Origin of the sequence: Pseudoalteromonas sp. T1lg21, assembly GCF_002964625.1 — a bacterium.
Lineage (GTDB): Bacteria > Pseudomonadota > Gammaproteobacteria > Enterobacterales > Alteromonadaceae > Pseudoalteromonas > Pseudoalteromonas gelatinilytica.
Window position 1 is genome coordinate 53,595 of sequence record NZ_PQBX01000080.1, and the last position, 25,386, is coordinate 78,980.

Genomic DNA, 25,386 nt, shown 5'->3' on the forward strand with positions numbered 1-25,386 from the left:
TACCTAATTATTTTTTCAGTATCTCATAATACGCGATAAGATTAATCCTTGATCAAAGAAAAAATCATCGCTTACAGGTGATTATTTAGTTTTCGCTTGTGGTAGAATCCACGCTCAAATTTTAATAGACAGCAAGATCAGTAATTCATGACAGCATCTTCACTCAACTCTCGAGAAAAACGCGCTGCCGTTTCGTTGGCGAGCGTCTTTGCATTCCGTATGCTTGGCCTATTTATGCTGATGCCAGTATTGGCGATTTATGGTCAGCAACTAGAAGGGTTTTCGCCGCTTTGGATTGGCTTTGCTATTGGTGCCTACGGTTTAACGCAAGCGGTGTTACAAATACCGATGGGGTGGTTGTCTGATAAAATTGGCCGCAAAAAAGTGATTATTGGTGGCCTTTGTATGTTTGCTCTTGGTTCAGTGATTGCGGCAACTGCTGAGTCTGTTCAAATGGTCACGCTTGGACGCGCCTTGCAAGGTATGGGCGCGATTGCCAGTGCATTATTAGCGCTGGCTTCTGATCTAAGCCGTGATGAGCAACGCCCTAAAGTTATGGCCGTGATTGGTATGTGTATCGGTATGAGCTTTGCTGTTGCTATGTTACTAGGGCCAATTGTTGCTGCATCGTGGGGAGTCGCTGGGGTATTTTGGCTCACCGCAGGGCTTGCCATTTTAGGTATTCTAATCGTGTTATTTTTAGTTCCTAATGCGGTAAGTAAAGCCCCAAAAGGGGATACGCTCGCAACCTTAGATGACATTAAACAACTGATTAAACACCCGCAATTAGCACGCCTTGATTTTGGTGTAATGCTGCTGCACCTGACATTAACCACTGTATTTGTCGCCTTACCAGGTCAGCTTATCAAAGATGGCTTAGTTGCAGACCACCATTGGTATTTATATATTCCTGTGCTGTTTTTAGCGTTTTTCTTAATGGCGCCTATGATGATTGTGGCGATTCGTAAAGAAAAAGAAAAACAAGCGTTTATTGGCTCAATCGCGCTGCTTGTTTTAAGCATGCTAGCAATGTCGTTATGGGTTGATTCAGTGATTGGTATTGGTATTTGTATGCTGGTTTACTTTATTGCTTTTAACTTTTTAGAAGCAACCATGCCTGCACTTGTGTCACGTATTGCTCCTGCAAACCAGAAAGGCTCTGCGATGGGCGTATTTTCATCAACACAGTTTTTTGGTGCCTTTTTAGGTGGTTTATTAGGAGGTTACGTTGCTCAAGCATTAAGTGCGCAAGCAGTGTTTGCGGCGGCGGCACTTGTTGGGGTAATATGGCTTATCCTTGCTTGGAATATGCAAGTCCCACCAAGAAGTAAAATAATTAGCTTAATGACTGAATTAAGTTCAGAGCAGCAGGCACAAGCGCTTGCTTCTCGTCTTGTTGCTTTACCGGGCGTAATTGAAGCAACGGTTGTCTGTGATGAAAATCGCAGCTATTTAAAGATTAATGATAAAGAATTTGACCTAGACCAAGCACGCAAAGTGGCTGGTTTAATCTAACGTTTTATAGGAGAAGTTCCATGGCACGCGGTGTGAACAAAGTTATCTTGGTTGGTAATTTAGGCCAAGATCCAGAAGTACGTTATATGCCTAATGGCAATGGCGTAGCGAATATCAGCATTGCTACGACAGATAGCTGGAAAGATAAAAACACAGGGCAAATGCAAGAGCGTACTGAATGGCACCGTGTTGTGTTGTTCGGCAAACTAGCAGAAGTTGCTGGTGAGTATCTTCGTAAAGGTTCACAAGTTTACATTGAAGGTCGCCTACAAACACGTAAATGGACTGATCAATCAGGCCAAGAAAAATTCACTACAGAAATCGTGGTAGACATGGGCGGTCAAATGCAAATGTTAGGCGGTCGTGGTGAGCAACAAGGTGGCGGCTATCAAGGTGGTCAATCACAAGGCGGTTACCAAGGTGGCCAACAACAAAGTGGCGGCTACGGTTCTGGCCAGCAAATGCAGCAAAGCAACAATAATAGCTATGCGCCACAGCAGCAGTCTGCACCTGCGCAACAACAGCGCCCGCAGCAACAATCTGCACCTCAGCAAAGCAATAACCAATACGGTGGCGGCTATGGTCAGCAGCAAAACAGTGCGCCTCAACAAGGCGGTTTTGCACCTAAGCCACAAAATGCACCACAAGGCGGCGCATCAAACCCAATGGAACCACCTATCGACTTTGACGACGATATCCCGTTCTAATTGGTGACATAGCAAAAGCTGTATAATTAGTTTTTAAGAAGCCCCGCATTAGCGGGGCTTTTTTATGTGTTAGAATTAATGCTTAATCTAATACCAACCCGCAATAATACTTAATCATTTTGAGGGATTAAACCTATCGCTAACTGCGTTAAAAATTTCTCATTTAGAACAACTAAATAACGAAATTTTTGCCTTGTTATCAACGAGGTTTTATTGCCTCAAAATAGACTACTTAATTAAGCGGGTTGGTATAAAAGCAAGTTGGTAGTCCGAATTGGCTATATTTAAAACCTGGTCTAAATTTATAAAACCCTAACCCACTACTTTTCTATTAACTATGCAATTTTTAAGGAAGATAAGTTTTCAACAGGCGCTAGCAGCGGTTATCGCTTTTGCTTTGGTTGTCATGATTGCAGCTTCTTATACTGTTATTAATGAGTCACTGGCTAGAAAAAGCACCGTTGAGAAGGATGCTGTCTTTATACGTGAAGCTTTGATGGTTGATGAGATAGCTCACGAAACGGCAGTTGAACGGGGGTTAACGGCTGGTCTCATCGGCTCGGGCTACAGTCAAAATAAAGAGCGTGTTGCTCAGCAGCGTTCAGTAGTCGATAAAGCGTTTAATAAATTTGCTCGCTATACCCAAGAACAAAAGCTTTCATCAACATTATTCAAAGCCGTATTGGCGAAACATGAAGTGATCACAACGCTTAGGGAGAGCGTCGATAAGCAACAAGGTCAACATGCATTTGTTGTTTATTCAGATTCAAACAAGTTCATGCTTGATGTGGCTAACCGACGCGTTTCGCAGGTCAAACAAAGTGAAGCGATTGCGTCTGGTCTTGCGATAGTCGAAATGTCTTTATTAAAGGAAAGACTGGGGCAGGTGAGAGGTAAAGTGAATGGCGTTTTATCTTCCAAGTCTATTTCTGAAAGTAATCAAGTGCTTATCAGAAGCTATTTTCACAACATTGAAGAAACCTTGTTTCTGCTTTCTTTAACACTTACAGATGAAGCGGATCAAAAGTGGTTAGCAGAATTGACTAACTCACAAATTTATCAAGATGTAAAAAGCATTGTTGAAAAACTTAACCAAGAAAGCGGCGAATTAGCCCAAAACTATCCAACGCCAGCAGATTGGTTTGCTCAGTCGACCGAGTTAATAGGCAAGATCCGCAAGCATATTCTGCAAAAGCAGCAAAACCTAGAAGCGCTCATAGAGCATAGCCGCAGTAGCGCAAATACAGCGGTATATGCCACAACTGGCTTTGCCATTATTCTTATTGGTTTGTTCCTCGCGTTTGGATTATTCGTTATTAAGTCGCTGGCTAGAAAAGTAACGAGGGTGCGAGATGTTATTGGTAACATCGCCACGAGCCATGATTTGGGAGTAAGAATTAACGATAATTCAAGTGATGAAATTGGTGCAATTTCCAGAAGTGTTGATGAACTTGTCGATGCGCTTACTGATTTAATTAGGCAAGTTCAGCAAGCAAATAACACCAGTGAATCCAGTGTTAAGTCGTTAATCTCGTTTGCTAAAGAGCTGTCTGTACGTGTTGAAAATATCAACTCAACAACGACAACGTTGCACGATAACTTCACAAGGTTATATAGCCAGATTGAACAAATCGCGGTATCTGCGGAAGAGAGTTCTAAAAACACCACAAAAGCCAATGATTTATCCGCAAGCACCAAGCAAATTATTGGCAAGAATAAAGCAAGTATTAGTTCGTTGTCAGATTTGATCCAGCAAGCGCATGAGCAATCGGATGCCTTAAGTGCCAAGACTAATAGTATTCAATCTGTGCTTGATACGATTTCGAGCATTGCAGAACAGACTAATTTACTGGCTCTTAATGCAGCAATAGAGGCTGCTAGGGCAGGAGAGCAAGGCCGTGGCTTTGCAGTGGTTGCTGATGAAGTGCGTGGTCTAGCTACACGCAGTCAGGCCTCAACATCTGAAATATCTTCTGTATTAGATGATATAAAACAGCAAGTTCAGCAGTTGCAGGTGTACATGGAAAATACCTCTGAATCAACGCAAATGGTCAGTGATAATAGCGAGAAAGCGTTAACAAACATTGATATTTTAACTGACAATATCAGCGATGTGAGCAGGCAAACAAACACGGTGTCAGACGCGATTGAATTGCAAAGCCAACTTGCTGAAGAAGCAAGCAAAGCAAGTCAGGATATAACGGCAAATATGCATGATGTGCAAAATGAATTAACGTTACTTTCAAAGCTTATCGTTGATTTAGAAAATGCCCAACAAAGAACCTCTAATGCCGTCAATATGTTCAAAGTTAATTAGAAAGCAAGACTAACTGAACTGCTGCGTCAGTATTATTAATATCCCTCTGAAAGTAATTGGTAAGATTTAAAGCCAGCCCATGTGTTGGCTTTATTAATAACTCAAACTTTGTTGCTACTCCTTTAAGGTGGACTTTGCTGGTTACAAAATAATTATCATTAACCCTTTTTGCTAGGTGTTTAAAATTACAAAACTTTTGACAGCGTTAGTTCTAGGATAATTCTGAAATTGCTTTTAATCGCCCTGCAGCCTTGTATTTATGGGGTTCTTGAACAACACTTTGTGTATGTTTGGGCAACTAACCTGTGAAATGAAACAAGACTTAACTTCACAAATAAAGCAACCGGAGGCCATTTATGTGGCGGCCGCGTTTTTGCTATTAGTTGTTTTTAATATTTTCTTAAGTGATGTGTTGCACGATAAAGTTCATCGCACAGGTACTGAGCTTGCAAAGCAAGTGTATGAATTAAATCTCGACCCGATTGCTTCGCAAGATATTATTGCGACCTTGGTAAAGAGCCAAGGCTTTGCAATGAGTGCCAGTGATGTGCCACATAACTTTGCAAATTTTATTAACCTTGAGCAAGAGGTGTTTAGCTATAAAACGGTTAATCTGCGCTTGTTTCATTGGCCTTCTTGGCTGGTTGAAAGTCACTTATTTTTGTTCTTGAATCTAATATTGCTTGGCACTGGGTATTGGGGTTTCCGCTGGTGGAAAAAAATGTTCAAGCAGTTAGCGGTGGTTGAAAAACCAGTTATTAAACCATTTGAGCCTTTGGGCACTCAGTTGGCGGCAAAGAAAATAGCCCCACCAAAACCTTTAGGTCATCAAGATTTAAATATTTTGTATGGTGTGCCAACTAACTACAATCATTTGTTTGCACTGTTTTTTTGGAAAAATCCATTTCCTGCTAATCTCGACGTTGATAATTACTTTAAATTAGTCATAGCAAAGGGATTTGGTGAGCTAGTAAATCGCTCTGTTAAATTACTGCCATCGGGTGGCGTTGCTGTGACATTAAACAATGTGCCTGCCACAGAAGTTGATAAATACACCAAGCGATTACATCAGGTTATTTATCAAGCCTGTTTAAACTACCGTAGTGACTTGTCGCGATCGGATATTAAAATAGGCGTGTGTAATTACCGTACGGGAGCTGATCAGGCGGTAGTTTATCAGCTTACTAAATCGGCATTAGCACTGGCTAAACAAAGCGCTTGGCAGCATATTCATCGCTTGCCTTTTGGGCATACGCAGTCAAGTATGCTCGCAGATAGTAAAGAACACCTTTTTGAGTACATAAAGAAAAAGCACTTTATGTTGTTTTTTCAACCTTTGTTCGACTTACAAACCGGCGATATTTTACAGCATGAGGCGTTGATCCGTATTCGTCACAAGAGCTTAGGCTTGCTTGCGGCTCGGCATTTTATTCCTCATATGAGCAGTAAAAAAGATGTCTTGTTATTGGACCAAACTGTCATTTCTCAAGTGAAGAAAATGCTGAAAAACGAATCAGGCCCGTTGACTGTGAGTATAAACTTGCACGCAATGAATTGGTTTAATGACGAGTTTTGGGAATGGTTTAAACAACAAATGGTCGATTTTAATAGTGCAGAAAAACTGCAGTTTGAACTCAGCGAAGACGATTATTTAAAACAGCACAAAAAGCTCAGTGAGCAGTTCGAGTGTTTAGAAAAACTGTCGGCAGGCATTGTCATTGATAATGTGCGCACTGCTGAGCATTTAGCGACCTACAAAGATATTAAAAATGTATGCAGTATTAAGTTGGCTTTTGAGCTGATCCACAATATTGACACCAACACGCAGCAGCAAAAGATGGTTAAGCAGATAATCAACAAAGGCACTGAGTTAAACTTTCCTGTTTATGCAGTTGGAGTAGAAACTCAGAACGAGCTAGCGACTTTAAAAAACCTAGGTGTCATTGCAGCTCAAGGTTTTTACTTTGCCGAGCCATTACAAAAATTGGCGGATATTACGCCTTATAGTTAGTCAATGAGGCCTCGGTATTTCAAGCCATCTAACCCCTGTAGTCCGCCAGTATGAACCGCAATGATGTGCGTTCTTTCAGCAAAGTAACCTTGCTCTATAAGTTGCCATACGGCATAGAGCATTTTACCGCTGTAAATAGGTTCAAGAGGGATTGCGTGTTGCTTGCTAAAGGTTTGGCAAAACTGCCATAAATCATCGCTAAATTTTCCGTAGCCGCCATCATGAAAATCACATAACAGTTGCCAGTTTTGTTGTTGTTTAGCTTTATTGCTGAGCAGCTTAATTTCTTCTATTAAATAGTCCGCTTGCTTTAACACTGCGACACCTAACAGCTTTGTATGCTGCGGTGCGCCTTCAATTAACCCCGCTAATGTGCCGCCACTACCGGTTGGGCAAGCAATCACGTCACAACTTGGCAAGCTTTGCGCTAATTCTTTGCAGCCTAAAAGCGCAGCAGCGTTAGTGCCGCCTTCTGGCAATATGTAAGCATTGGGGAATTGCGCTTGTAACTGCGCTAAATAAGCTTGGTCGTGCCTTAGTCGGTAAGTTATACGGTTAACCGGGTGTAAGCTCATACCGCATTGCTTTGCGTAGTGGAGTGTTGGGTTGGCTTCGTCTAGCTCTGGGCCGCGAATAATACCGTGGGTTTTAAAGCCAAATAGTTTACCCGCTGTCGCTGTGGCATGAATATGATTTGAAAATGCCCCCCCAAAAGTGAGTAATTCAGATTTACCCTGTTGCTGCATCGCATCTAAGTTAAATTTGAGCTTACGCCATTTATTACCACTAATTTGCGGATGAATTAGATCATCCCGCTTGATGCTAAGCTGAATTTTACGCGCAGCTAATAAGGGGTGATGAATTGTTTGTACTGGTGACTCAAAAGAACTATTCACGGCATCATTTTTAGTAAAAAAACACGCCTAATTGTAGCAAAGTCGTCATACAGATAGAAATTAGTCAATTAAACTAAAATGATTTTGTTATTTACTGGCATCAACTAAGGTAATAGAGGTAAACTCAGATAATAATTGAACAAAGCTTGTGTTTTGCCTTGCAAGTACATAGCATAAGAGTTTAATTATAAAAAAATAATAATGACCAAATAATTGCCGCTTTTTGGGAATGGAATATATGCGAATTGCTCCTTTATCTCTGTTAATTTCAGTTAGTTTGCTAGCAACTAGTGCATTTGCACAAGATACTGCTACGGTAACTGGCATTGAATCAGAGATCAGTAAAAAACAAGCCGAATACGATAACTCGACCCTAATCCTCGAAAAACACCTAAAAGAAGAAAGTCAGTTACAAAAACAACTCGAATTATTGCGCGCCCGCTCAACAGAGCTAGACAAAGAAAAGAATCAAGCGCTAGATGCAATGAACGAGATGTATCGCCGACTGATTGATGACCCAACGCTTGATATCAGTAATGCACAATCGCGTTATCAAAAAGCGGTGGTTGATCATAAACAAAACAAAGATGATATTTCGATGCAATTGGCGGCAATTGCTTCGCATAGAAAAGATATCGAGCAAATTCGTGTATCAAAGCATACCCAGTTAAACACCTTAGAAAGTTTAAAAGAGCAGTTAGCAACGGCACGTGTTGAACGTTTACGTAATGAGTTTACGCGTGAAGGTACGTTAGAGGTTAATCACACAATTAACTGTAAGCGCACCGAAACACTTGCTGCCTGTGAGCAGCGTGGTCAGCAAATGGGCTTACAAAAAGCCACTAAACGTTTTGTAGACCAAATTTTTGCTAACTTAACTGAAGAGCGTTTAGTTGAACCAAAACGTAACCTTGCTGGTGCACAAGTTAAGATTTTAAGTAGTCATGTAGTGAACAGTGCTTTCAGTGGCCAAGGTAACTACAACGTTAACTTAAGTGTGACGATGCGCGGTGACGTAAACAGCAGCCGTTTATGCAGCTTACTTAATTTAGATAACCGTTTTTGTGCAGATTATGGCTCGCCACTGGCAGGTAACTTTCAGCCAAACTACGGCACCACATATTCTGATAGTCAGTTAACATTCAGTGACTCTCAGGATAATAGCCAGGTGGTATCGGTTTCGCGTATGAGCGAACAACCAGTAAGCGATTACTCTGTAAAAAAGCCAGTAAAGGTTGAACCATTACCTGATCTAAAAAAATCTAAAATGGTTGAAATAACACTGCGCTCAAATGTTTATGATGACGAAGTGTTTATTGATGGTGTGAGCTATGGCGCAACTAGGTTAACGACATCATTACCAAAAGGTTTTCATGATATTGAAATTCGCAAACGTGGCTATAAAAGCTACAAAGCGCGAATTGATCTGCGTAAAGCACAAACCATTAATGCAAACCTAGTAAAAGTGCCTGAACCTGTTGTTGCAGAAGTGACTGCGGTACCAGAGCAACCAGTCACAGCACCTGTTGCGAGTATTGTTAGTAAAACCAGTTCTGCCAGCATTGTGGTTATCCCTGCTGGTAAATTTAAAATGGGTGATATTAACGGTAATGGTTTAGCGAATGAGCGCCCAGTAGTAGAAAAAACGATTGCAAGTTCATTTGCAATGCAAAGCAAAGAAGTGAGCGTTGGTGAGTATGAGCAATTCGTTGCGAATACAGGCTACAAAACAGAAGCAGAAAAAGATCGCGGCTGTGCGTATTACTTAAATGGTGAACCAGTATGGGAAGCAACTCTAAACTGGCGTAACCCAGGCTTTGATCAAGAAAGTGATTTTCCGGCGGTTTGTTTAACTTATAACGATGCCAAAGCGTATGCAGATTGGTTATCGGGTCAAACAGGTCAGCTATTTCGTTTACCAAACGAGGTTGAGTGGGAATACGCTGCACGTGCAGGTAAAGAAACTGAATACCCTTGGGGTAACGAAATTGGTAAGAATCTAGCGAACTGTGGCTGGTGTGGTAGCGAATGGTCAAACAAGAGCGCAGCACCAACAGGGTCGTTTTCTCCTAACGCATTTGGCCTATACGATACAGTAGGTAATGTGTGGGAATGGACTAACAAAAAGTCAGGACAGTCTGATGTGGCTGTTCGAGGCGGTGCATGGAATTTTGCTCCTAGCCTAGCACGCGTTTCAACGCGCTTAATCTTAGCGCCAGATTTTCGTGCAAACTATATCGGTTTCCGTTTAGTACGCGAACGATAAGAATTTAAAAAGGAAGCAATGGATGCTTCCTTTTTTAGCAATTTAATTAAAGCAGTTGCGCTTTTTCATGATTAGCATGATAGAGTGAGAGCAGCTAGTATAAGAACGAATTTTCAAAGGTCATCCAGCCTCATGTTTAAAAAACTCCGTGGTATTTTTTCAAACGATCTATCGATCGACTTGGGTACAGCCAATACCCTAATTTATGTAAAAGAAGAAGGTATCGTATTAAACGAGCCTTCAGTTGTTGCTATTCGTCAAGAGCGTGCTGGTGGCCCTAAGAGCGTAGCATCTGTAGGTACCGAAGCTAAGCAAATGTTAGGTCGTACTCCGGGTAACATTAAAGCGATTCGTCCAATGAAAGACGGCGTTATTGCTGATTTCTACGTGACCGAAAAAATGCTACAACACTTCATCAAGCAAGTGCATAACAACAACTTTATGCGCCCAAGCCCGCGTGTTCTTATTTGTGTGCCTTGTGGTGCAACACAAGTAGAAAAACGTGCTATTCGTGAGTCTGCAATGGGTGCAGGTGCTCGTGAAGTATATCTAATCGAAGAGCCAATGGCTGCGGCTATCGGTGCAGGTTTACCTGTATCTGAAGCAACCGGTTCAATGGTTGTTGATATTGGTGGTGGTACAACTGAAGTTGCTATTATCTCATTAAATGGTGTGGTTTACTCTTCATCTGTACGCATTGGTGGTGACAAATTTGATGAAGCTATCATCAACTATGTACGCCGTAACTTTGGCAGCTTAATTGGTGAAGCAACTGCTGAAAACATCAAGCACCAAATCGGTTCGGCTTTCAAAACAGATGAGCCAATTGAAATTGAAGTACGTGGTCGTAACCTAGCCGAAGGTGTACCGCGTTCATTCACGCTGAACTCACACGAAATCTTAGAAGCACTACAAGAGCCATTAATGGGGATTGTGAGCGCGGTAATGGTTGCTCTTGAGCAGTCTCCGCCAGAGCTTGCATCTGATATCTCTGCACACGGTATGGTATTAACCGGTGGTGGTGCATTATTAAAAGACCTAGACCGTCTATTAATGGAAGAAACAGGTATTCCGGTTGTGGTTGCTGATGATCCATTAACCTGTGTTGCGCGTGGCGGCGGTAAGGCATTAGAAATGATTGATATGCACGGTGGTGACGTATTTAGTTACGACTAATGAAGTTACTGTTTGGTCGTACCATCTCTTTGCAGCTGCGACTTTTTGTCGCAGTGCTTTTGAGTGTCGTGTTGATCGTGGGCGATCGCTACACTCAAGGTGGTACAACAATTCGCACCAGTCTAAATACCCTAGTTAGCCCACTTATTTATCTTGCCAATTTGCCGTATGAGCTATTTAGTATTGGCGCGAAGAATCTGCATACCCGCGAACAGCTATTAACCGAAAATGAAGCGTTAAAAAAGAAGCAGTTATTACAAAGCGAACAACTACAACAACTGTCATTTTTATCTCGTGAAAACGATAAATTACGCGCTTTACTCGGTTCATCGGCTAAGCAATCAAATCGTAAAATCATTGCACAAGTCCTCTCTGTTCATTCAAACCCGTATAGCCACCAAGTGGTTATTAACCGTGGTACAACGGATGGCCTAAGTGAAGGCCAAGCAGTGATTGACGAAATGGGTGTAGTGGGGCAAATCACCCAAGTCGGGTCGACGACTTCTCGCGTATTGCTGATGACAGATACAACCCATGCCACACCTGTGCGTATTTTACGTAACGATGTGCGCACCGTGGTTGAGGGCATAGGCAAAATTAACGTGGTAAAGCTGTCGCATGTGCCGCATAGCCTTGATGTTCGCATTGGCGATATCTTGGTTACGTCTGGTCTTGGTGGCACCTTCCCAGAAGGTTATCCGGTTGCCGTGGTGACCGAAATTAACCGTGATGAAGGGCGTCCATTCGCACAAGTTTATGCTGAGCCAATTGCGCAACTTGACCGTATTCGCTTATTGGTTGTGCTGTGGCGCAATCAGCAGGAGAGCATCAGCAATGAATAGTCGTCACTCTTTGCTGATTGCTATCAGTATCTTTTTTGCATTGGTAATGGCGCTAATGCCGTTACCAATTTCGTTTGAACCATACCGCCCAGACTGGGTGTTAATGGTATTAATGTATTGGTCGTTAGCAGTGCCGCATCGTTTAAATATTGGCACAGCTTGGGTCGTTGGGTTATTGATGGACCTTGCCTCTGCTCGCCTCTCGGTGTGAACTCACTGACTTATTCGGTGTGTATATTTATCACTGCGAGTAACTTCCAAAAAATTAGAAACTTTTCTTTATGGCAGCAAAGCATTTTAATTGCTTTGTTTTTAACGCTTTACCACCTAATGCAATTTTGGCTAAACCACTTTTTAATGGGCGTTTATTTTAGCCCGCATTATATGTGGCCAGTGCTAACCGGCATGCTTTGTTGGTGGTGGATATTCTTAATTTTGCGTAAATATCGCCGTCATTTCAGGATTAGATAATGCAAACCGCAATTTATTTGGCGTCTGCATCACCGCGCCGAAAAGAGTTGCTCAGCCAACTTGGCGTTGAGTTTTCTCAATTTAGCGTTGATGCTGATGAAAGCCAATTCCCAAACGAAGCCCCTCGTGATTATGTAGAGCGCCTAGCCAGACTCAAGGCACAATCGGGCGTTGCTATGGGTTACACAGACCGTCCAGTGCTTGGCAGTGATACCGTGGTTGTCATTGATGACACTGCACTTGGTAAACCGCTAGACCAAACTGATTTTACCGCCACCATGAAGCGCTTATCTGGCCGCACTCATCAAGTCATGACGGCTGTGGCAATTGCTGATAGTGAGCAAGTAAAAAGTTGTCTTGTGATCACCGATGTTACATTCAAGCCACTTAGTGATGCTGAAATTGATGTTTACTGGCACAGTGGCGAGCCACAAGATAAAGCCGGTGGTTATGGTATACAAGGCCTAGGTGGGCGCTTCGTTAGCCATATTTCGGGTAGCTATTTTGCGGTTGTCGGCTTACCTTTATATGAGACAGAGCTGTTATTAAACGAATTTTTAAGAGGGTAACATGAGCACTGAATTACTGATCAACGTTACACCGAGCGAAAGTCGCGTTGCGCTAATTGAAAACGGCGTACTGCAAGAGATCCAACTAGAGCGAATTGGCAACCTTGGAATCGTGGGCAATATTTACTTAGGTAAAATTAGTCGCGTACTTCCGGGTATGCAGGCTGCGTTTGTCGACATAGGCTTAGATAAGGCGGCCTTTTTACATGCCTCAGACATTGTTAACAGCGCCTCAATTGTAGAAGGTGTTGATGAGCAGCCAATCAAAAAAGTACAAGATATCCGTGAGCTTGTGCGCCAAGGTCAATACATCATGGTGCAAGTGGTTAAAGATCCTCTGGGCACCAAAGGCGCACGTTTAACGACCGATATCACTATTCCTTCTCGCTACTTAGTGTTTATGCCAGATGCAACACATGTGGGTGTAAGCCAGCGCATCGAAACTGAAGAAGAACGTTTACGCTTAAAGAAAATTGTTGCTGAGTATGGCGACGAAGATGGCAGCTTTATTGTTCGTACAGCGGCTGAAGGGGCGTCTGAAGCAGAGCTACGTCATGATGCGGAATTCTTAAAAAAGCTGTGGCAAAAAATCGTCACTAAGCGTAAAAAGATCAGTAAAGAAAGCATTTTGCATGAAGACTTAACACTGGCGTTTCGTACGCTACGTGACTACGTAGGCGAAGACATGGAGCGTATCCGTGTTGACTCTAAATTAACGTATCAAGAGCTTAAAGAGTTTACTGAAGAGTTTGTGCCGATCTTATCGGGAGCGCTTGAATATTACCCAGGTGAGCGACCTATTTTCGACTTGTTCGATGTGGAAACCGAAATTCAAAAAGCGCTACACCGTAAAGTTGAGCTTAAATCAGGCGGTTATTTAATTATCGACCAAACTGAAGCGATGACAACCGTTGATGTCAATACCGGAGCATTTGTTGGTCATCGTAACCTCGAAGAAACCATTTTTAATACTAATATCGAAGCAACGTCTGCCATTGCCCGTCAGCTGCGTTTACGTAACTTAGGCGGCATCATTATTATCGATTTCATCGATATGATCAGTGATGAGCACAAACGCCGAGTCTTGCATTCGCTTGAGTCAGCGCTCGCAAAAGATCGTGCAAAAGCCAACATAAATGGCCTATCTGCACTAGGCTTAGTAGAGATGACCCGAAAACGTACCCGCGAAAGCTTAGAGCATATCCTTTGTGATGTATGCCCTGCGTGTTCGGGGCGTGGTTCACAAAAAACCGTTGAGACAGTTTGCTACGAAATATTGCGTGAAATTGTTAGGGTAAACCGTGCTTATGCAGCTGATAAGTTTATGGTTTATGCCTCTCCATCGGTAAGTGAAGCACTGATCAATGATGAATACCACAACCTTGCCGAGCTGGAACTATTTATTGGTAAGCAAGTCAGTATTCAAACAGAGAGTTTATACAACCAAGAACAGTTTGATGTGGTAATGATGTAATGAAGGCAAAAACGGTCTGCTTTTATTGTTTACGTAAGTTATGGCAAGTCTTTGCTATCACTCTCGTACTGCTGGCCGTTATTGTCTCGCTAGTGAAGTACTCACTGCCTTATGCGAATGACTACAAAGATGATATTGAAGCGTTTCTGTATGAACGCTTTGACGTAAACTTAGCGATTGGTTCTATCTCAGCCAGCTGGCAGGGTAAGGGACCCGCTTTAGTTATCGAAGATATTTCGTTTGAAGATAACCAAACCTCACCCATCGCACTCACCATCGATAAAGCAAGCCTTGAGGTTAATTTATGGGAATCTATAAAAACCCGTCAGCTTAAATCAAGCTACTTTGTGATCAATGGTTTTCATGCTGATGTTGATTTACCCACCATGCTTGATCTGGGCAATAACCAGCAAACAGGCAGTTTTGAACAAAAAGAATTGATCGAAAACCTGTTCCTTGGTGAAACGGGTCACTTTGCGGTGCAAGACAGCAGTTTGAACTTTACCCTCAGTGACGGTAAAGAGCGTAAGCTGATCCTTGAGAACATTGTCTGGCAAAATACCCCTGAGCAACATCAAGGTTCGGGCACATTAGCGTTACCGGGAATTTCAGTGGGTAGCTTTGATGCCCGCATGGCATTGAATGGCTCGACCCTCGAAACCATGGCTGGTGATATCTATGTGCAAGCGGCGAATGTCGATGTGTCTAAATGGCTTGCACAATATATTAATACCGACAAGCAGCAGCTTAATTCCGACATCAATTTACAAACCTGGTTTAGCCTTGAGAAAGGCCTGATCAGCGATGTGAAAGTGCAGTGGCTACCGAGTTTCATCAACTGGCAACAAAACCAAGAGGCACATCAAATTAGCTTGAGTGAAGGTGGTTTTCATTTATTTCCAAAGCAAAATGGCTGGCGCTTAAAAAGCACCGGACTCACCTTTGAAAGCGATTTAAAACAATGGCCGACCTTACAATTTGAAGCTCAACTTGGTGATAAAAGTCAAATTTGGTTAAAGCAATTTGATTTTGCATTGCTGGCAAAGTTATCGCAGTTAAGTAACTTTGAAGTGCTTGCCCCGTTTTTAGCGCGTCAACCCAATGGTCAGTTAAGTGATGCCTACCTTGAGTTCGGTCAACAAGATAACTGGCAGCTTTGGTTCCAAGGCGAGCAAATTAATTGGCTGGCGCTACAAGGTATTCCGGGCGGACAAGCTATTCGTGTTGATGGCTTAATTAATCAAACTGCTGGTCGAATTCAGCTATATGGCGAGAATAACCAACTGTTGACCAATGGCAGCTTTAGTCAAGATATTGCCTACAATCAATTAAATGTTGAACTCGACCTACACCATTACGATGATGGCTGGCGTATCAGTAGCGATAATATTTGGCTTGATAACGACGAAGTGACTGTGGCTGCAGAGATGATGCTAAGCCTGACTGATGAGCCGCGGTTAGATTTATATGCCGAAGCTTACGCAGCGGATGCTAAAGTCGCTGGGCATTATTTTCCGTTACCTGTGATGAGCGAAAACCTAGTTAATTACCTCAATGGGGCAATCAAAGGCGGTGAAGTAGACAAGGCACAAGTGCTGTTCTCAGGGCCATTTAAAGGATTTCCGTTCAAAGAGCAGCAAGGCCAATTTGAAGTATTGGCGAATGTTGAAAACGCTAAGTATAAGTTTTCACCAAGCTGGCCAGAAGTTGAAGATGCCAACGTCATTTTACATTTCGAAAATGAGCGCATGGATATCTATAGTAAGTCGGGCAAACTGGTTAACCTCTCTCTAGGGGAGAGTGTCCATGTCAGTATTGCTGATTTAATGAATGCAGAAATCCTAAAAGTTGCCATTAATAAACGTGCTCATGGCGATAAGCTTAATCCTTTCTTCACGGCGACTCCGCTTGCCAAGCCTTTGGCGAGTGTTTTTGAAGTTGTGCAACCACAAGGCGAAGCAACTGCCGATATTGAGTTGTTAGTTAATTTACGTTCGGGTCATGTTGATGCGATAGGTGAAGTTGAATTGGCTAATATTCCGGTTTACCTTGCACAGCCAGGTATCACCCTTAACCACATGACCGGTATTGTTAAGTTTAATAACGATAAAATCGACTTAAAAAATGCCAAAGCAGATTGGATGGGCATGCCACTTACTGCCAACTACAACAGTGAAAATGTGGCTGATACCTATCGCGCCGAAATTGCGATAAAGCTGGCCCTTGAAGCTGAACCTTTGATTGAACAAGCCCATGGTTTATTGGCCGGTTACTTAAGCGGTCAAAGTGATGTTGATATAAATGTGTCGCTTAACTTTTTACCTAATGACTTTAATTACCGCGCCGATGTGAGTGGTAATTTAATCGGTGTAACTAGCCAGCTACCTGCACCTTATAACAAAGGCGCAGAGCAGAAATGGCCATTAACTGCGATCGTGCAGGGTGACCATATCTCTAATTTGATCACCGCAAATATCGATGAGCAGTTATTCTTTAATGCGATTTTAGATAATGGCGAAAAGAAATTTAGTAATGCCCATTTAATTTTGGGGGCACAAGATTTAGGGCTTAATCGTGAAGGTTTTGCGGTATCTATCGATTTACCAGAAACTGAAATAGTGCCTTGGTTTGGCTTAATTGATCAGATTATTGCGCTTACCAAAGTTAAGTCAGATGCGCCAAGTGTGATGCCTGCGTTCAATAACGTAACGGGTAAATTTAATAAACTGGCACTACACAATATCGACTTTAATGATTTTGAATTTCGCTTAGCGCCAAAACAATCAGACTTAGAGTTAAAGCTAAATGCCAAAGAATTACGTGCCGACGCACTTATTCCAACCGGTGAAACGCGCAGACCAATTCAAATTTTTACTGACTACCTGCGTATTAATTTTAACGAAGTCGCAGAGCAAACAGAGCAAGACTCAGAACCAGAAGATTTAAGCTGGTTAACCCGAGTCCCAGCCATCGAGTTTAACTGTGAAGATTGTAAAGTCGCTGAGTATCAGCTCGATAAAATTAAAAGCAGCTTAGTTGGGGAGAGCGATAAACTCTTGTTTACTGAGCTGGTTATAGACAAAGGCGACCACGTATTACGTGGTAAAGGGCAATTTGCCGATGGGCAAACACGCTTTAGTGGTAACTTACAAAGTGACGATATTGGCGAGTTATTTGATGAGTTTGATATCACCACCACAGTAAAAGATTCAGATGCCAATATTAAGTTTGATCTTGCTTGGCAAGGCGCACCTTATAGCTTTGATGTGCCAAGTTTAGCCGGTGAGTTAGATTGGCGTTTAGGTGAAGGGCACCTTGCTGAGATCAGTGATGGTGGTGCGCGAGTATTTTCATTACTGAGTTTAGATTCGTTAGTGCGTAAGCTGAAACTGGATTTTAGAGATGTATTCTCCAAAGGCTTTTTCTATAACAGCATGCAAGGCACCATGCAGCTAGAAAAGGGCATTGCTTACACTCAAGATACCAAACTTGATGGTGTGCCTGCCGATTTAACGATTAAAGGCCACACTAATTTAAATACCTTTGAAATTGATTACGACCTAGCAGTTGCACCGCAGGTGACGTCGAGTATTCCAGTGATTGTGGCATGGATGGTTAACCCGGTAAGTGGTCTTGCGGCGCTGGCAATCGATAAAGTGATTCACTCCGCGCGGGTGATCTCAGAGATCAACTTTAAAGTAACAGGCAGTATGAATGACCCAGTTGTGAAAGAAGTGGATCGTAAGAGCCGTGAAGTGACGTTACCGCAAGCTGCGCAAAGTCAGCCGCAGTCGTCGACGCAATTAAAATTAAAAGATGCCGCATCTTCAGCGAGTTTAGATAACAATGAAAGCTAATCCTCATCCACAGGTTGTTGCAGTACAAATGTGCTCAAGCATGAATGCTGAGCAAAACCTCGCTTTTCTAGCACAGACGTTATCAACGCTTCCTTCAACTCGGCCATTACTAGTGTGTTTACCCGAAAGCTTTTTGATCTTTAGTAAGCAAAGCCAAGCAAGCTATCAATTAGGTCTGCAAAGTGAGGCATATAAAGCGAAACTTGCCGATTTATGTAAGCAACATGATATTTGGTTAGCCGCTGGCACCCTGCCTGTTTCACAGCAAAATGGTAAGTATTTAGCAGCCTCGTTTTTATTCAATAACCAAGGCGATGTGGTGGCGCAGTACAATAAAATTCACTTATTTGATGTGGATGTTGCCGACACTACGCGCAGTTACCGTGAGTCTGATGCAACGCAAGCAGGCAACGATATTGTGGTGGTCGACTCTCCATTTGGTAAAATTGGCTTAGCAGTATGTTATGATCTACGTTTTAGTGGCTTATTCACCGCCATGCAGCGCCAAGGGGCTGAGCTTATTTTAGTGCCCAGTGCCTTTACCACCGTCACCGGTGCTGCTCATTGGCATTTTTTATTAGCTGCGCGGGCAATCGAAACTCAATGCTATGTGGTTGCCGCAGCACAGTGGGGCGAGCATGAAAATGGCCGTCACACTTATGGTCACAGCATTATTATTTCACCATGGGGAGAAACGCTCAGTGAGCTTGCCTCTGGTACCGGGTTTATCAGCCATGAGCTTGATTTAAACCGCTTGAATACAATTCGCCAAGACATGCCTGTGCAGTCTCAGCAACGATTTAGAGAGCATTTATTATGAACACGGTTGAACAGCATTTATTACATGACAGCCAACTTACGAGAGAAGAATTAGAAAAAACGCTCGCTTTTATTCATCAGCACCAAGTTGACTATGCCGACCTGTATTTTCAATCGAGTCACCACGAATCTTGGGTGCTTGAAGACGGTTTAGTAAAAGAAGGCTCATACAACGTTGAGCGTGGTGTGGGTGTGCGTGCTGTTAGCGGTGAAAAAACCGGTTTTTCATACTCAGATGCGATTAACCTTGAAGCGTTAAACAAAGCCGCAACGGCAGCGCGCAGCATTGCCAATGCTGGCGAAAACAAAACGATTCAAGTATTCAGTGATGTAGCTGCTAAACAACAGTATGCGCCGCATCAGCCAATTCAAAGCATGAGCAACGATGACAAAGTAAGCCTGCTACGTGAACTTGAAAACTATATTCGTCAGTTAGCGCCGGATGCTGAGCAAGTGATCAGTTCAATGTCGGCGGTTTATGAAGAAGTGTTAATTGCTGCAAGTGATGGCACCTTTGCCACCGATATTCGCCCGCTTATTCGCTTAAACTGCTCAGTGTTACTTGAGAAGAACGGCCGTCGTGAGCGCGGTGGTGCAGGGGGCGGTGCGCGTTTAGATTATGGCTATTTTAAAGAGTTAGTCGATGGCAAACCGCGCTGGATGGAATACGCCGAAGAAGCTGTTCGCCAAGCAAAAGTAAATCTAGAAGCAATCGATGCACCTGCGGGTAGCATGGAAGTCGTACTAGGTGCAGGTTGGCCGGGAGTGTTACTACACGAAGCGGTTGGTCATGGTCTAGAAGGTGACTTTAACCGTAAAGGCGCATCGGCGTTTAGCGGTAAAGTAGGTGAAAAGGTGGCATCTGAGCTGTGTACAGTCGTGGATGATGGCACCATTGCTGATCGCCGTGGTTCATTGAACGTGGATGACGAAGGGACGCCTGCTGCGTATAACGTGCTTATTGAAAACGGTATTCTAAAAGGCTACATGCAAGATAAGCTAAATGCGCGTTTGATGGGTGTTAACCCTACTGGTAATGCACGCCGAGAATCGTACGCTCATTTACCTATGCCACGTATGACCAACACCTATATGTTAGGTGGCGAGCACAGCCAAGCTGATATCATCAGCTCGGTGAAAAAAGGTATCTTCGCGCCTAACTTTGGTGGCGGCCAAGTAGATATTACGTCAGGTAAGTTTGTATTTAGTGCCTCTGAAGCCTACTTAATTGAAAACGGTAAAATCACGCAACCTATCAAAGGCGCAACACTGATTGGCAATGGCCCAGAAGTGATGCAGCAAATTTCGATGGTTGGTAACGACCTAGCGCTTGATAAAGGTGTTGGCGTGTGTGGTAAAGATGGCCAAAGCGTACCTGTAGGTGTAGGGCAACCAAGCCTTAAAATTAACAATCTAACCGTGGGTGGCACGGCTTAAAACCATTTATTATATGGCAGGTTAAATTCTTGACCTGCCTCACTTATCTTCGCTTTCTGTTTACACAAAAACTTACACAAATTTTGTATCAATAAAGGTACTTTGCCGTTAACTTAATTGTGTGAGCTAACCTATTGCTTACAGCAAAAATAAAAATAGCATTTTAGGATCAAGATATGAAAGCAATTCCAATTGTACTCGCACTTGCTATGCTTGCAGGCTGTGCATCACAGGCCGTGGTTGATGGGGCTGAAAATGAAATCTACGCTGAGCATGAATGTTTAGGTGGTGAACTCGAAACTGATTACACCTATACCATTTATAGCACCGAAGATAACGACAGCAAAAAAGGCGCGGTCAAATCGACTTGTCATCCAGTAAAAACCGAAAGTGAATTCGAGCGCGATTTACGTAATGGTGGTTAACCATTCGTTTAAAGTGGCTTAATTACTTAATTAAGCCACTTTAAATACTAATAAAACGCTAAAAAGTAATAAGCATCCATATACCTGCAGCTATCATAAATAAGTTCTCACTCAGTGAGATAAAGCCGAGCGGCACATTACTGTCGCCACCAACACAGGCGCATTTCAGCTCTCGCTTATCGATATACACAGCCTTAATAACCGATATCGCACCTATACCACCAATAAATAATGAAAAGGGTGCAACAGCTAAGGCTGGTAGTTTAGCCACCATACCTAACGCTACATACGCCTCGATAAATGGATAAACATAGGCATAGGGCACGATACGCATCGCCAGTAAGTCGTAGGTAATAAATGAGTTAGAAAAGCTGAATAAGTCTTGCAGCTTTTGTATGGCTAATACCGCCATGGATAATGCAACGAACAACATCAGATTTTGCATAGAAAATAAAGCTTCACCGCTGGCATAAGTAAAACCGCAGCTTAGTAGCATGGTCACTGCAAAAATCGCTAAAACCGGCGTATAACTGGTACCTTGCTGACCTGCCTCAGGTAGATTAAAAAAGTCGCGCAAATCATCGTAACCGCCAATACGTTTATCATTGATAAAGGTTTGTGGTGTGGTTTTTACATCATGCTGCTGTTTGAATTCGTCGGTTTGCTCACGGCTGGTTAAGTGTCGATCATCAACATCGTAACCATGACGCTCTAATAAATCTTTTGATTTTAAACCGAATGGGCAAATATGCTCATCGGTCACCATGCGATATAAAATTGCAGACTTAGACACCGTGCCTCCTTGTAAAAATGCCTTGTTTACTGCGTAATAATTGCTTAATTACACAGTAAATAAGGGTAAATTGTTGCTATAACTGGTTACTTTATTAACAGTTACAAGGTTTGTGCCAGCTTTAAGCATAAAAAAACCTTGTGGCAGCACCACAAGGTTTTAAAATTGACTCGCAACTCGCAACTCGCAACTCGCAACTCGCAACTCGCAACTCGCAACTCGCAACTCGCAACTCGCAACGCGAGTTTATCGCATCGTTACAAACTCTTCTGAGCCAGTTGGGTGAATAGCCACAACAGCATCAAAGTCTGCTTTCGTTGCGCCCATCTTCATTGCAACAGCAAAACCTTGGATCATTTCGTCAACGGCAAAACCAATACCGTGTAAGCCAACAACTTTTTCGTCGTCGCCAGCACAAACCAGCATCATGTTACAAGGTTGACGGTGTTGCGTTACTGCTGTGTACATAGCTGCGAAGGTTGAACGATATACTTTCACTTTATCGCTGCCGTATTGATCAATCGCTTGTTGCTCTGTTAAACCAATTGTGCCGATTGGTGGATGGCTGAATACCACTGTAGGCACTAGCTCGTAATCCATTTTTAAATCATCAGGTAATTCTTTATTGAATAAACGCTCTGATAAAATACGACCCGCTTTAACGGCTACTGGCGTAAGTTCGATACCGTTTTCGATGATATCGCCAACTGCGTACACGTTTTCAGCAGTGGTGTTTTGGAATTCGTCTACTTTAACGTAACCACCTTCAGTGACTTCAACACCTGCCGCAGCAAGATTGATCTTGTCAGTTGTAGGTGTACGGCCAATAGCCCAAATAACTTCATCAACGTTTTGGCTGTGACCATTTTCAAAGTGAATTGTTAAGCTACCATCGCTTTCTTTAACTACTTCTTTAGGTGTGCAATCAGTGTGAAGAGTCGGGCCTTCTTTCGCCATGATCTCGACAAGCGTATCAACAATGTATGGGTCAAAAGTACGAAGTGGTTTGTTTTTACGAACAAACAAGTGTGTTTCTGTACCAAGGCTATGAAGTACACCTGCGATTTCAACGGCAATGTAGCCTGCACCAACCACAGCAACACGCTTAGGCTGTGCGTCTAGTTCAAAGAAGCCGTTCGAATCAATGCCAAGCTCAGCGCCTGGGATGTTAGGAATAGTAGGGCGGCCACCAACAGCAACAAGAATATGGTCTGCCGTGTATAGCTCACCATTTACTTCAACTGTTTTGTTATCAACAAACTTAGCAAAGCCATTGATTACAGTTACACCATTGCTAGATAAGTACTTGTTGTAACCTTGGTGAATACGACCAATGTAAGCTTCGCGGCTTTCAACTAATTTAGCCCAGCTAAAACCTTTTAATTCAACATCAAAGCCGTAGTCAGGTGCATATGCGTTAATTGCTTCAGCAATTTGTGCGCCGTGCCACATTACTTTCTTTGGAACACAACCCACGTTTACACAGGTACCACCCATGTGTTTTGCTTCAATAAGAGCGACTTTTGCGCCACGCATTGCTGCACGGTTTGCAGAGGCAATACCGCCACTACCACCACCAATTGCAATGTAATCAAAATGCTGAGCCATAGTTTGTCCTCAAAAATAGATAATTCTTTATTAATTAATCGATTTAGTAATAAGTTGATAATAGCATAATAAAGACCAAGGTTAAGCCCCTTGTATTTCATCAATTCGCCCCAACTTCAAAATCATATTCGCATAAAATTTGAGAACGAAAATGACAATTGCAGAAAATAACCCACTCATTGGTTTAGAAGGGCTTCCGCCGTTTTCTAAAATTAAACCAGCACATGTAGTGCCAGCATTAAAAGCGGCGATTGCTGAGTGCCGTGCCAAAATAGATGAGGTACTGGCAACTAAATCATACACATGGAATGATTTGGTTCTTCCGCTTGAAGAAGCTGATGACAAGTTATCACGCTTATTTTCACCGGTATCACATATGAATTCTGTCGTTAACAGCGATGAACTACGTGAAGCCTATGAGCAATGTTTGCCATTGTTATCTGAGTATTCAACGTTTGTTGGTCAGCATCAAGGTTTGTACGATGCTTACAACGCACTTCACAGCAGTGACGAATTTAAAACTCTGACCATTGCCCAACAAAAAACCATTACTAATGCACTGCGTGATTTTGAGCTATCTGGTATCGCTTTAAAGCCTGAGCAACAAAAGCGTTATGGCGAAATTAGTGCGCGTTTATCTGAGTTGGCTTCTAAGTTTGGTAATAATGTGATGGATGCCACGCTTGCTTGGCAAAAGCACATTACTGATGAAAGCGAACTGGCTGGTTTACCTGAGTCTGCATTAGCCCTTGGTGCTGATACAGCTAAAAGCAAAGATCTAGATGGCTGGGTATTCACGCTAGATTTTCCATCTTACTTACCCATTATGACCTACGCAGATAACCGCGAGTTACGTGAAGAGTTTTACACTGCGTTTGTGACGCGTGCTTCTGATCAAGGCCCTAACGCCGGTGAATTTGATAACTCTGCCATTATGAGCGAAGAGCTTGCACTGCGTCACGAGCTTGCCGAGTTATTGGGCTTTAACAGCTACGCTGACATGTCATTGGCGACTAAAATGGCTGAAACGCCAGAGCAGGTTTTTTCATTCTTAGAAGATTTAGCCGACAAATCAAAACCGCAAGCTGAGCAAGAACTTGCTGAGTTAACTGCTTACGCAAAAGATAAGCACGGTGTGACAGAGCTTGCCGCGTGGGACTACGCTTACTACGGCGAAAAACTTAAGCAAGAAAAGTACGCGATTTCTGATGAAGTATTGCGTCCATATTTCCCTGCAAATACGGTATTAAGTGGCTTATTCACCACAGTAAATCGCTTATTTGGTATTAGCGTTAAAGAAGTCACAGACTTTGATACGTACCACCCAGATGTACGCTTCTTCGAAATTTACGATAGCAGCAATACTTTACGTGGTCGTTTTTATCTCGATTTATATGCCCGCGATCGTAAGCGTGGCGGCGCCTGGATGGATGACTGTATGGGTCGTAAAGTACGTGCTAACGGCGAATTACAAACCCCTGTTGCGTATTTAGTATGTAACTTTAATAAAGCAGTGGGTGATAAGCCAGCCTTGTTTACCCATAACGAAGTAACGACCTTATTCCATGAGTTTGGTCACGGTATTCATCATATGTTGACGCAAGTTGATGCAGCGCCGGTTGCAGGTATTAACGGTGTAGCATGGGATGCGGTTGAGTTGCCAAGTCAGTTCCTTGAAAACTGGTGTTACGAAGAAGAAGCCTTAAGCTTTATTTCGGGTCATTACGAAACAGGTGAACCGTTACCAAAAGAGTTATTAGATAAACTTCTTGCGGCGAAGAACTTCCAATCAGGTATGCAAATGCTGCGTCAGCTTGAGTTCTCGTTGTTTGATTTTACGATTCACCATACGTACAAAGCGGGTGAGCCATGTAATATTCAAGCAACACTTGATGAAGTGCGCAGTAAAACGGCCGTTGTTAAAGCCCCCGCGTTTAACCGTTTCCAGCATGGTTTTAGCCATATTTTTGCGGGTGGTTATAGCGCAGGTTACTACTCTTACAAGTGGGCTGAAGTACTCTCGGCGGATGCGTTTTCTAAATTTGAAGAAGAAGGCATTTTTAACCCAGCAACGGGCGAAGCGTTCTTAAAGAACATTTTAGAAAAAGGGGGCAGTGAAGAGCCTATGGAGCTATTTAAAAAGTTCCGAGGACGCGAACCACAAGTTGATGCGCTACTTAGACATAGCGGCATTGCTGCATAA

General features: G+C 42.8%; 17 protein-coding genes and 1 pseudogene. 15 read left to right on the forward strand and 3 right to left on the reverse strand.

Annotation, left to right across the window (positions count from 1 at the left end; all coding sequences use genetic code 11):
* Positions 1–147: 147 nt before the first annotated feature.
* The 4 genes from C2M25_RS21290 to C2M25_RS21305 all read left to right on the forward strand — a co-directional run bounded on the left by C2M25_RS21290 (position 148) and on the right by C2M25_RS21305 (position 6,550).
* Positions 148–1,515, forward strand: a complete 1,368-nt coding sequence (locus C2M25_RS21290) for an MFS transporter (RefSeq protein WP_063699895.1) — start codon at positions 148–150, stop codon at positions 1,513–1,515.
* Between the two features lie 20 nt (positions 1,516–1,535).
* A complete protein-coding gene (gene ssb, locus C2M25_RS21295) occupies positions 1,536–2,222 on the forward strand; it encodes a single-stranded DNA-binding protein (RefSeq protein WP_105182086.1) in 687 nt (228 codons plus the stop codon).
* Positions 2,223–2,628: 406 nt separating this feature from the next.
* Positions 2,629–4,539, forward strand: a complete 1,911-nt coding sequence (locus C2M25_RS21300) for a methyl-accepting chemotaxis protein (RefSeq protein ID WP_158679773.1) — start codon at positions 2,629–2,631, stop codon at positions 4,537–4,539.
* Between the two features lie 310 nt (positions 4,540–4,849).
* Positions 4,850–6,550: an EAL domain-containing protein gene (locus C2M25_RS21305; RefSeq protein ID WP_234003626.1), complete on the forward strand. Its 1,701-nt coding sequence runs from the start codon at positions 4,850–4,852 to the stop codon at positions 6,548–6,550.
* Here C2M25_RS21305 and C2M25_RS21310 read toward each other — a convergent pair.
* On the reverse strand, positions 6,547–7,446 hold the full coding sequence (locus C2M25_RS21310) for a 1-aminocyclopropane-1-carboxylate deaminase/D-cysteine desulfhydrase (protein WP_063699888.1): 900 nt from the start codon (positions 7,444–7,446) through the stop codon (positions 6,547–6,549). The genes C2M25_RS21305 and C2M25_RS21310 overlap by 4 nt on opposite strands.
* A 238-nt stretch (positions 7,447–7,684) precedes the next feature.
* Between C2M25_RS21310 and C2M25_RS21320 the strand changes: the two genes are divergently transcribed.
* The 10 genes and pseudogenes from C2M25_RS21320 (at position 7,685) to C2M25_RS21365 (ending at position 20,782) form a co-directional block, all read left to right on the forward strand.
* Complete coding sequence (locus C2M25_RS21320; protein WP_063699886.1) at positions 7,685–9,712, forward strand: SUMF1/EgtB/PvdO family nonheme iron enzyme; 2,028 nt, start codon at positions 7,685–7,687, stop codon at positions 9,710–9,712.
* Between the two features lie 132 nt (positions 9,713–9,844).
* Positions 9,845–10,888, forward strand: coding sequence for a rod shape-determining protein (locus C2M25_RS21325; protein ID WP_054552787.1), 1,044 nt, complete (start codon positions 9,845–9,847; stop codon positions 10,886–10,888).
* The gene (mreC, locus tag C2M25_RS21330; protein ID WP_054563354.1) at positions 10,888–11,730 is read left to right on the forward strand and encodes a rod shape-determining protein MreC; all 843 of its coding nucleotides are present in this window, start codon (positions 10,888–10,890) and stop codon (positions 11,728–11,730) included. Before C2M25_RS21325 ends, mreC begins: the two co-directional genes overlap by 1 nt.
* Positions 11,723–12,201, forward strand: a pseudogene (gene mreD / locus C2M25_RS21335) (rod shape-determining protein MreD). The gene mreC and the pseudogene mreD overlap by 8 nt, the downstream one beginning before the upstream one ends.
* Positions 12,201–12,770, forward strand: a complete 570-nt coding sequence (locus C2M25_RS21340; protein WP_105182089.1) for a Maf family protein — start codon at positions 12,201–12,203, stop codon at positions 12,768–12,770. The pseudogene mreD and the gene C2M25_RS21340 overlap by 1 nt, the downstream one beginning before the upstream one ends.
* Position 12,771: 1 nt before the next feature.
* Positions 12,772–14,244: a ribonuclease G gene (gene rng, locus C2M25_RS21345; protein ID WP_063699882.1), complete on the forward strand. Its 1,473-nt coding sequence runs from the start codon at positions 12,772–12,774 to the stop codon at positions 14,242–14,244.
* On the forward strand, positions 14,244–18,101 hold the full coding sequence (locus C2M25_RS21350; protein WP_105174952.1) for a YhdP family protein: 3,858 nt from the start codon (positions 14,244–14,246) through the stop codon (positions 18,099–18,101). Before rng ends, C2M25_RS21350 begins: the two co-directional genes overlap by 1 nt.
* Positions 18,091–18,921, forward strand: a complete 831-nt coding sequence (locus tag C2M25_RS21355; RefSeq protein ID WP_105182090.1) for a carbon-nitrogen hydrolase family protein — start codon at positions 18,091–18,093, stop codon at positions 18,919–18,921. The genes C2M25_RS21350 and C2M25_RS21355 overlap by 11 nt, the downstream gene beginning before the upstream one ends.
* Complete coding sequence (gene tldD, locus C2M25_RS21360) at positions 18,918–20,357, forward strand: metalloprotease TldD (protein ID WP_105174950.1); 1,440 nt, start codon at positions 18,918–18,920, stop codon at positions 20,355–20,357. The genes C2M25_RS21355 and tldD overlap by 4 nt, the downstream gene beginning before the upstream one ends.
* Before the next feature lie 176 nt (positions 20,358–20,533).
* Entirely contained in the window at positions 20,534–20,782 is a 249-nt protein-coding gene (locus C2M25_RS21365) for a hypothetical protein (RefSeq protein WP_171038288.1), read from the forward strand.
* Positions 20,783–20,840: 58 nt separating this feature from the next.
* Here the strand turns inward: C2M25_RS21365 and C2M25_RS21370 are convergent, their stop codons facing one another.
* Together C2M25_RS21370 and gorA are read right to left on the reverse strand one after the other, a co-directional pair.
* A complete protein-coding gene (locus C2M25_RS21370; RefSeq protein WP_105182091.1) occupies positions 20,841–21,575 on the reverse strand; it encodes a MauE/DoxX family redox-associated membrane protein in 735 nt (244 codons plus the stop codon).
* A 246-nt stretch (positions 21,576–21,821) separates the two neighbouring features.
* On the reverse strand, positions 21,822–23,183 hold the full coding sequence (gene gorA, locus C2M25_RS21375; protein WP_105174948.1) for a glutathione-disulfide reductase: 1,362 nt from the start codon (positions 23,181–23,183) through the stop codon (positions 21,822–21,824).
* A gap of 151 nt (positions 23,184–23,334) precedes the next feature.
* Here gorA and prlC point away from each other — a divergent pair, with 151 nt between their 5' ends.
* Entirely contained in the window at positions 23,335–25,386 is a 2,052-nt protein-coding gene (gene prlC / locus C2M25_RS21380; protein WP_063699870.1) for an oligopeptidase A, read from the forward strand.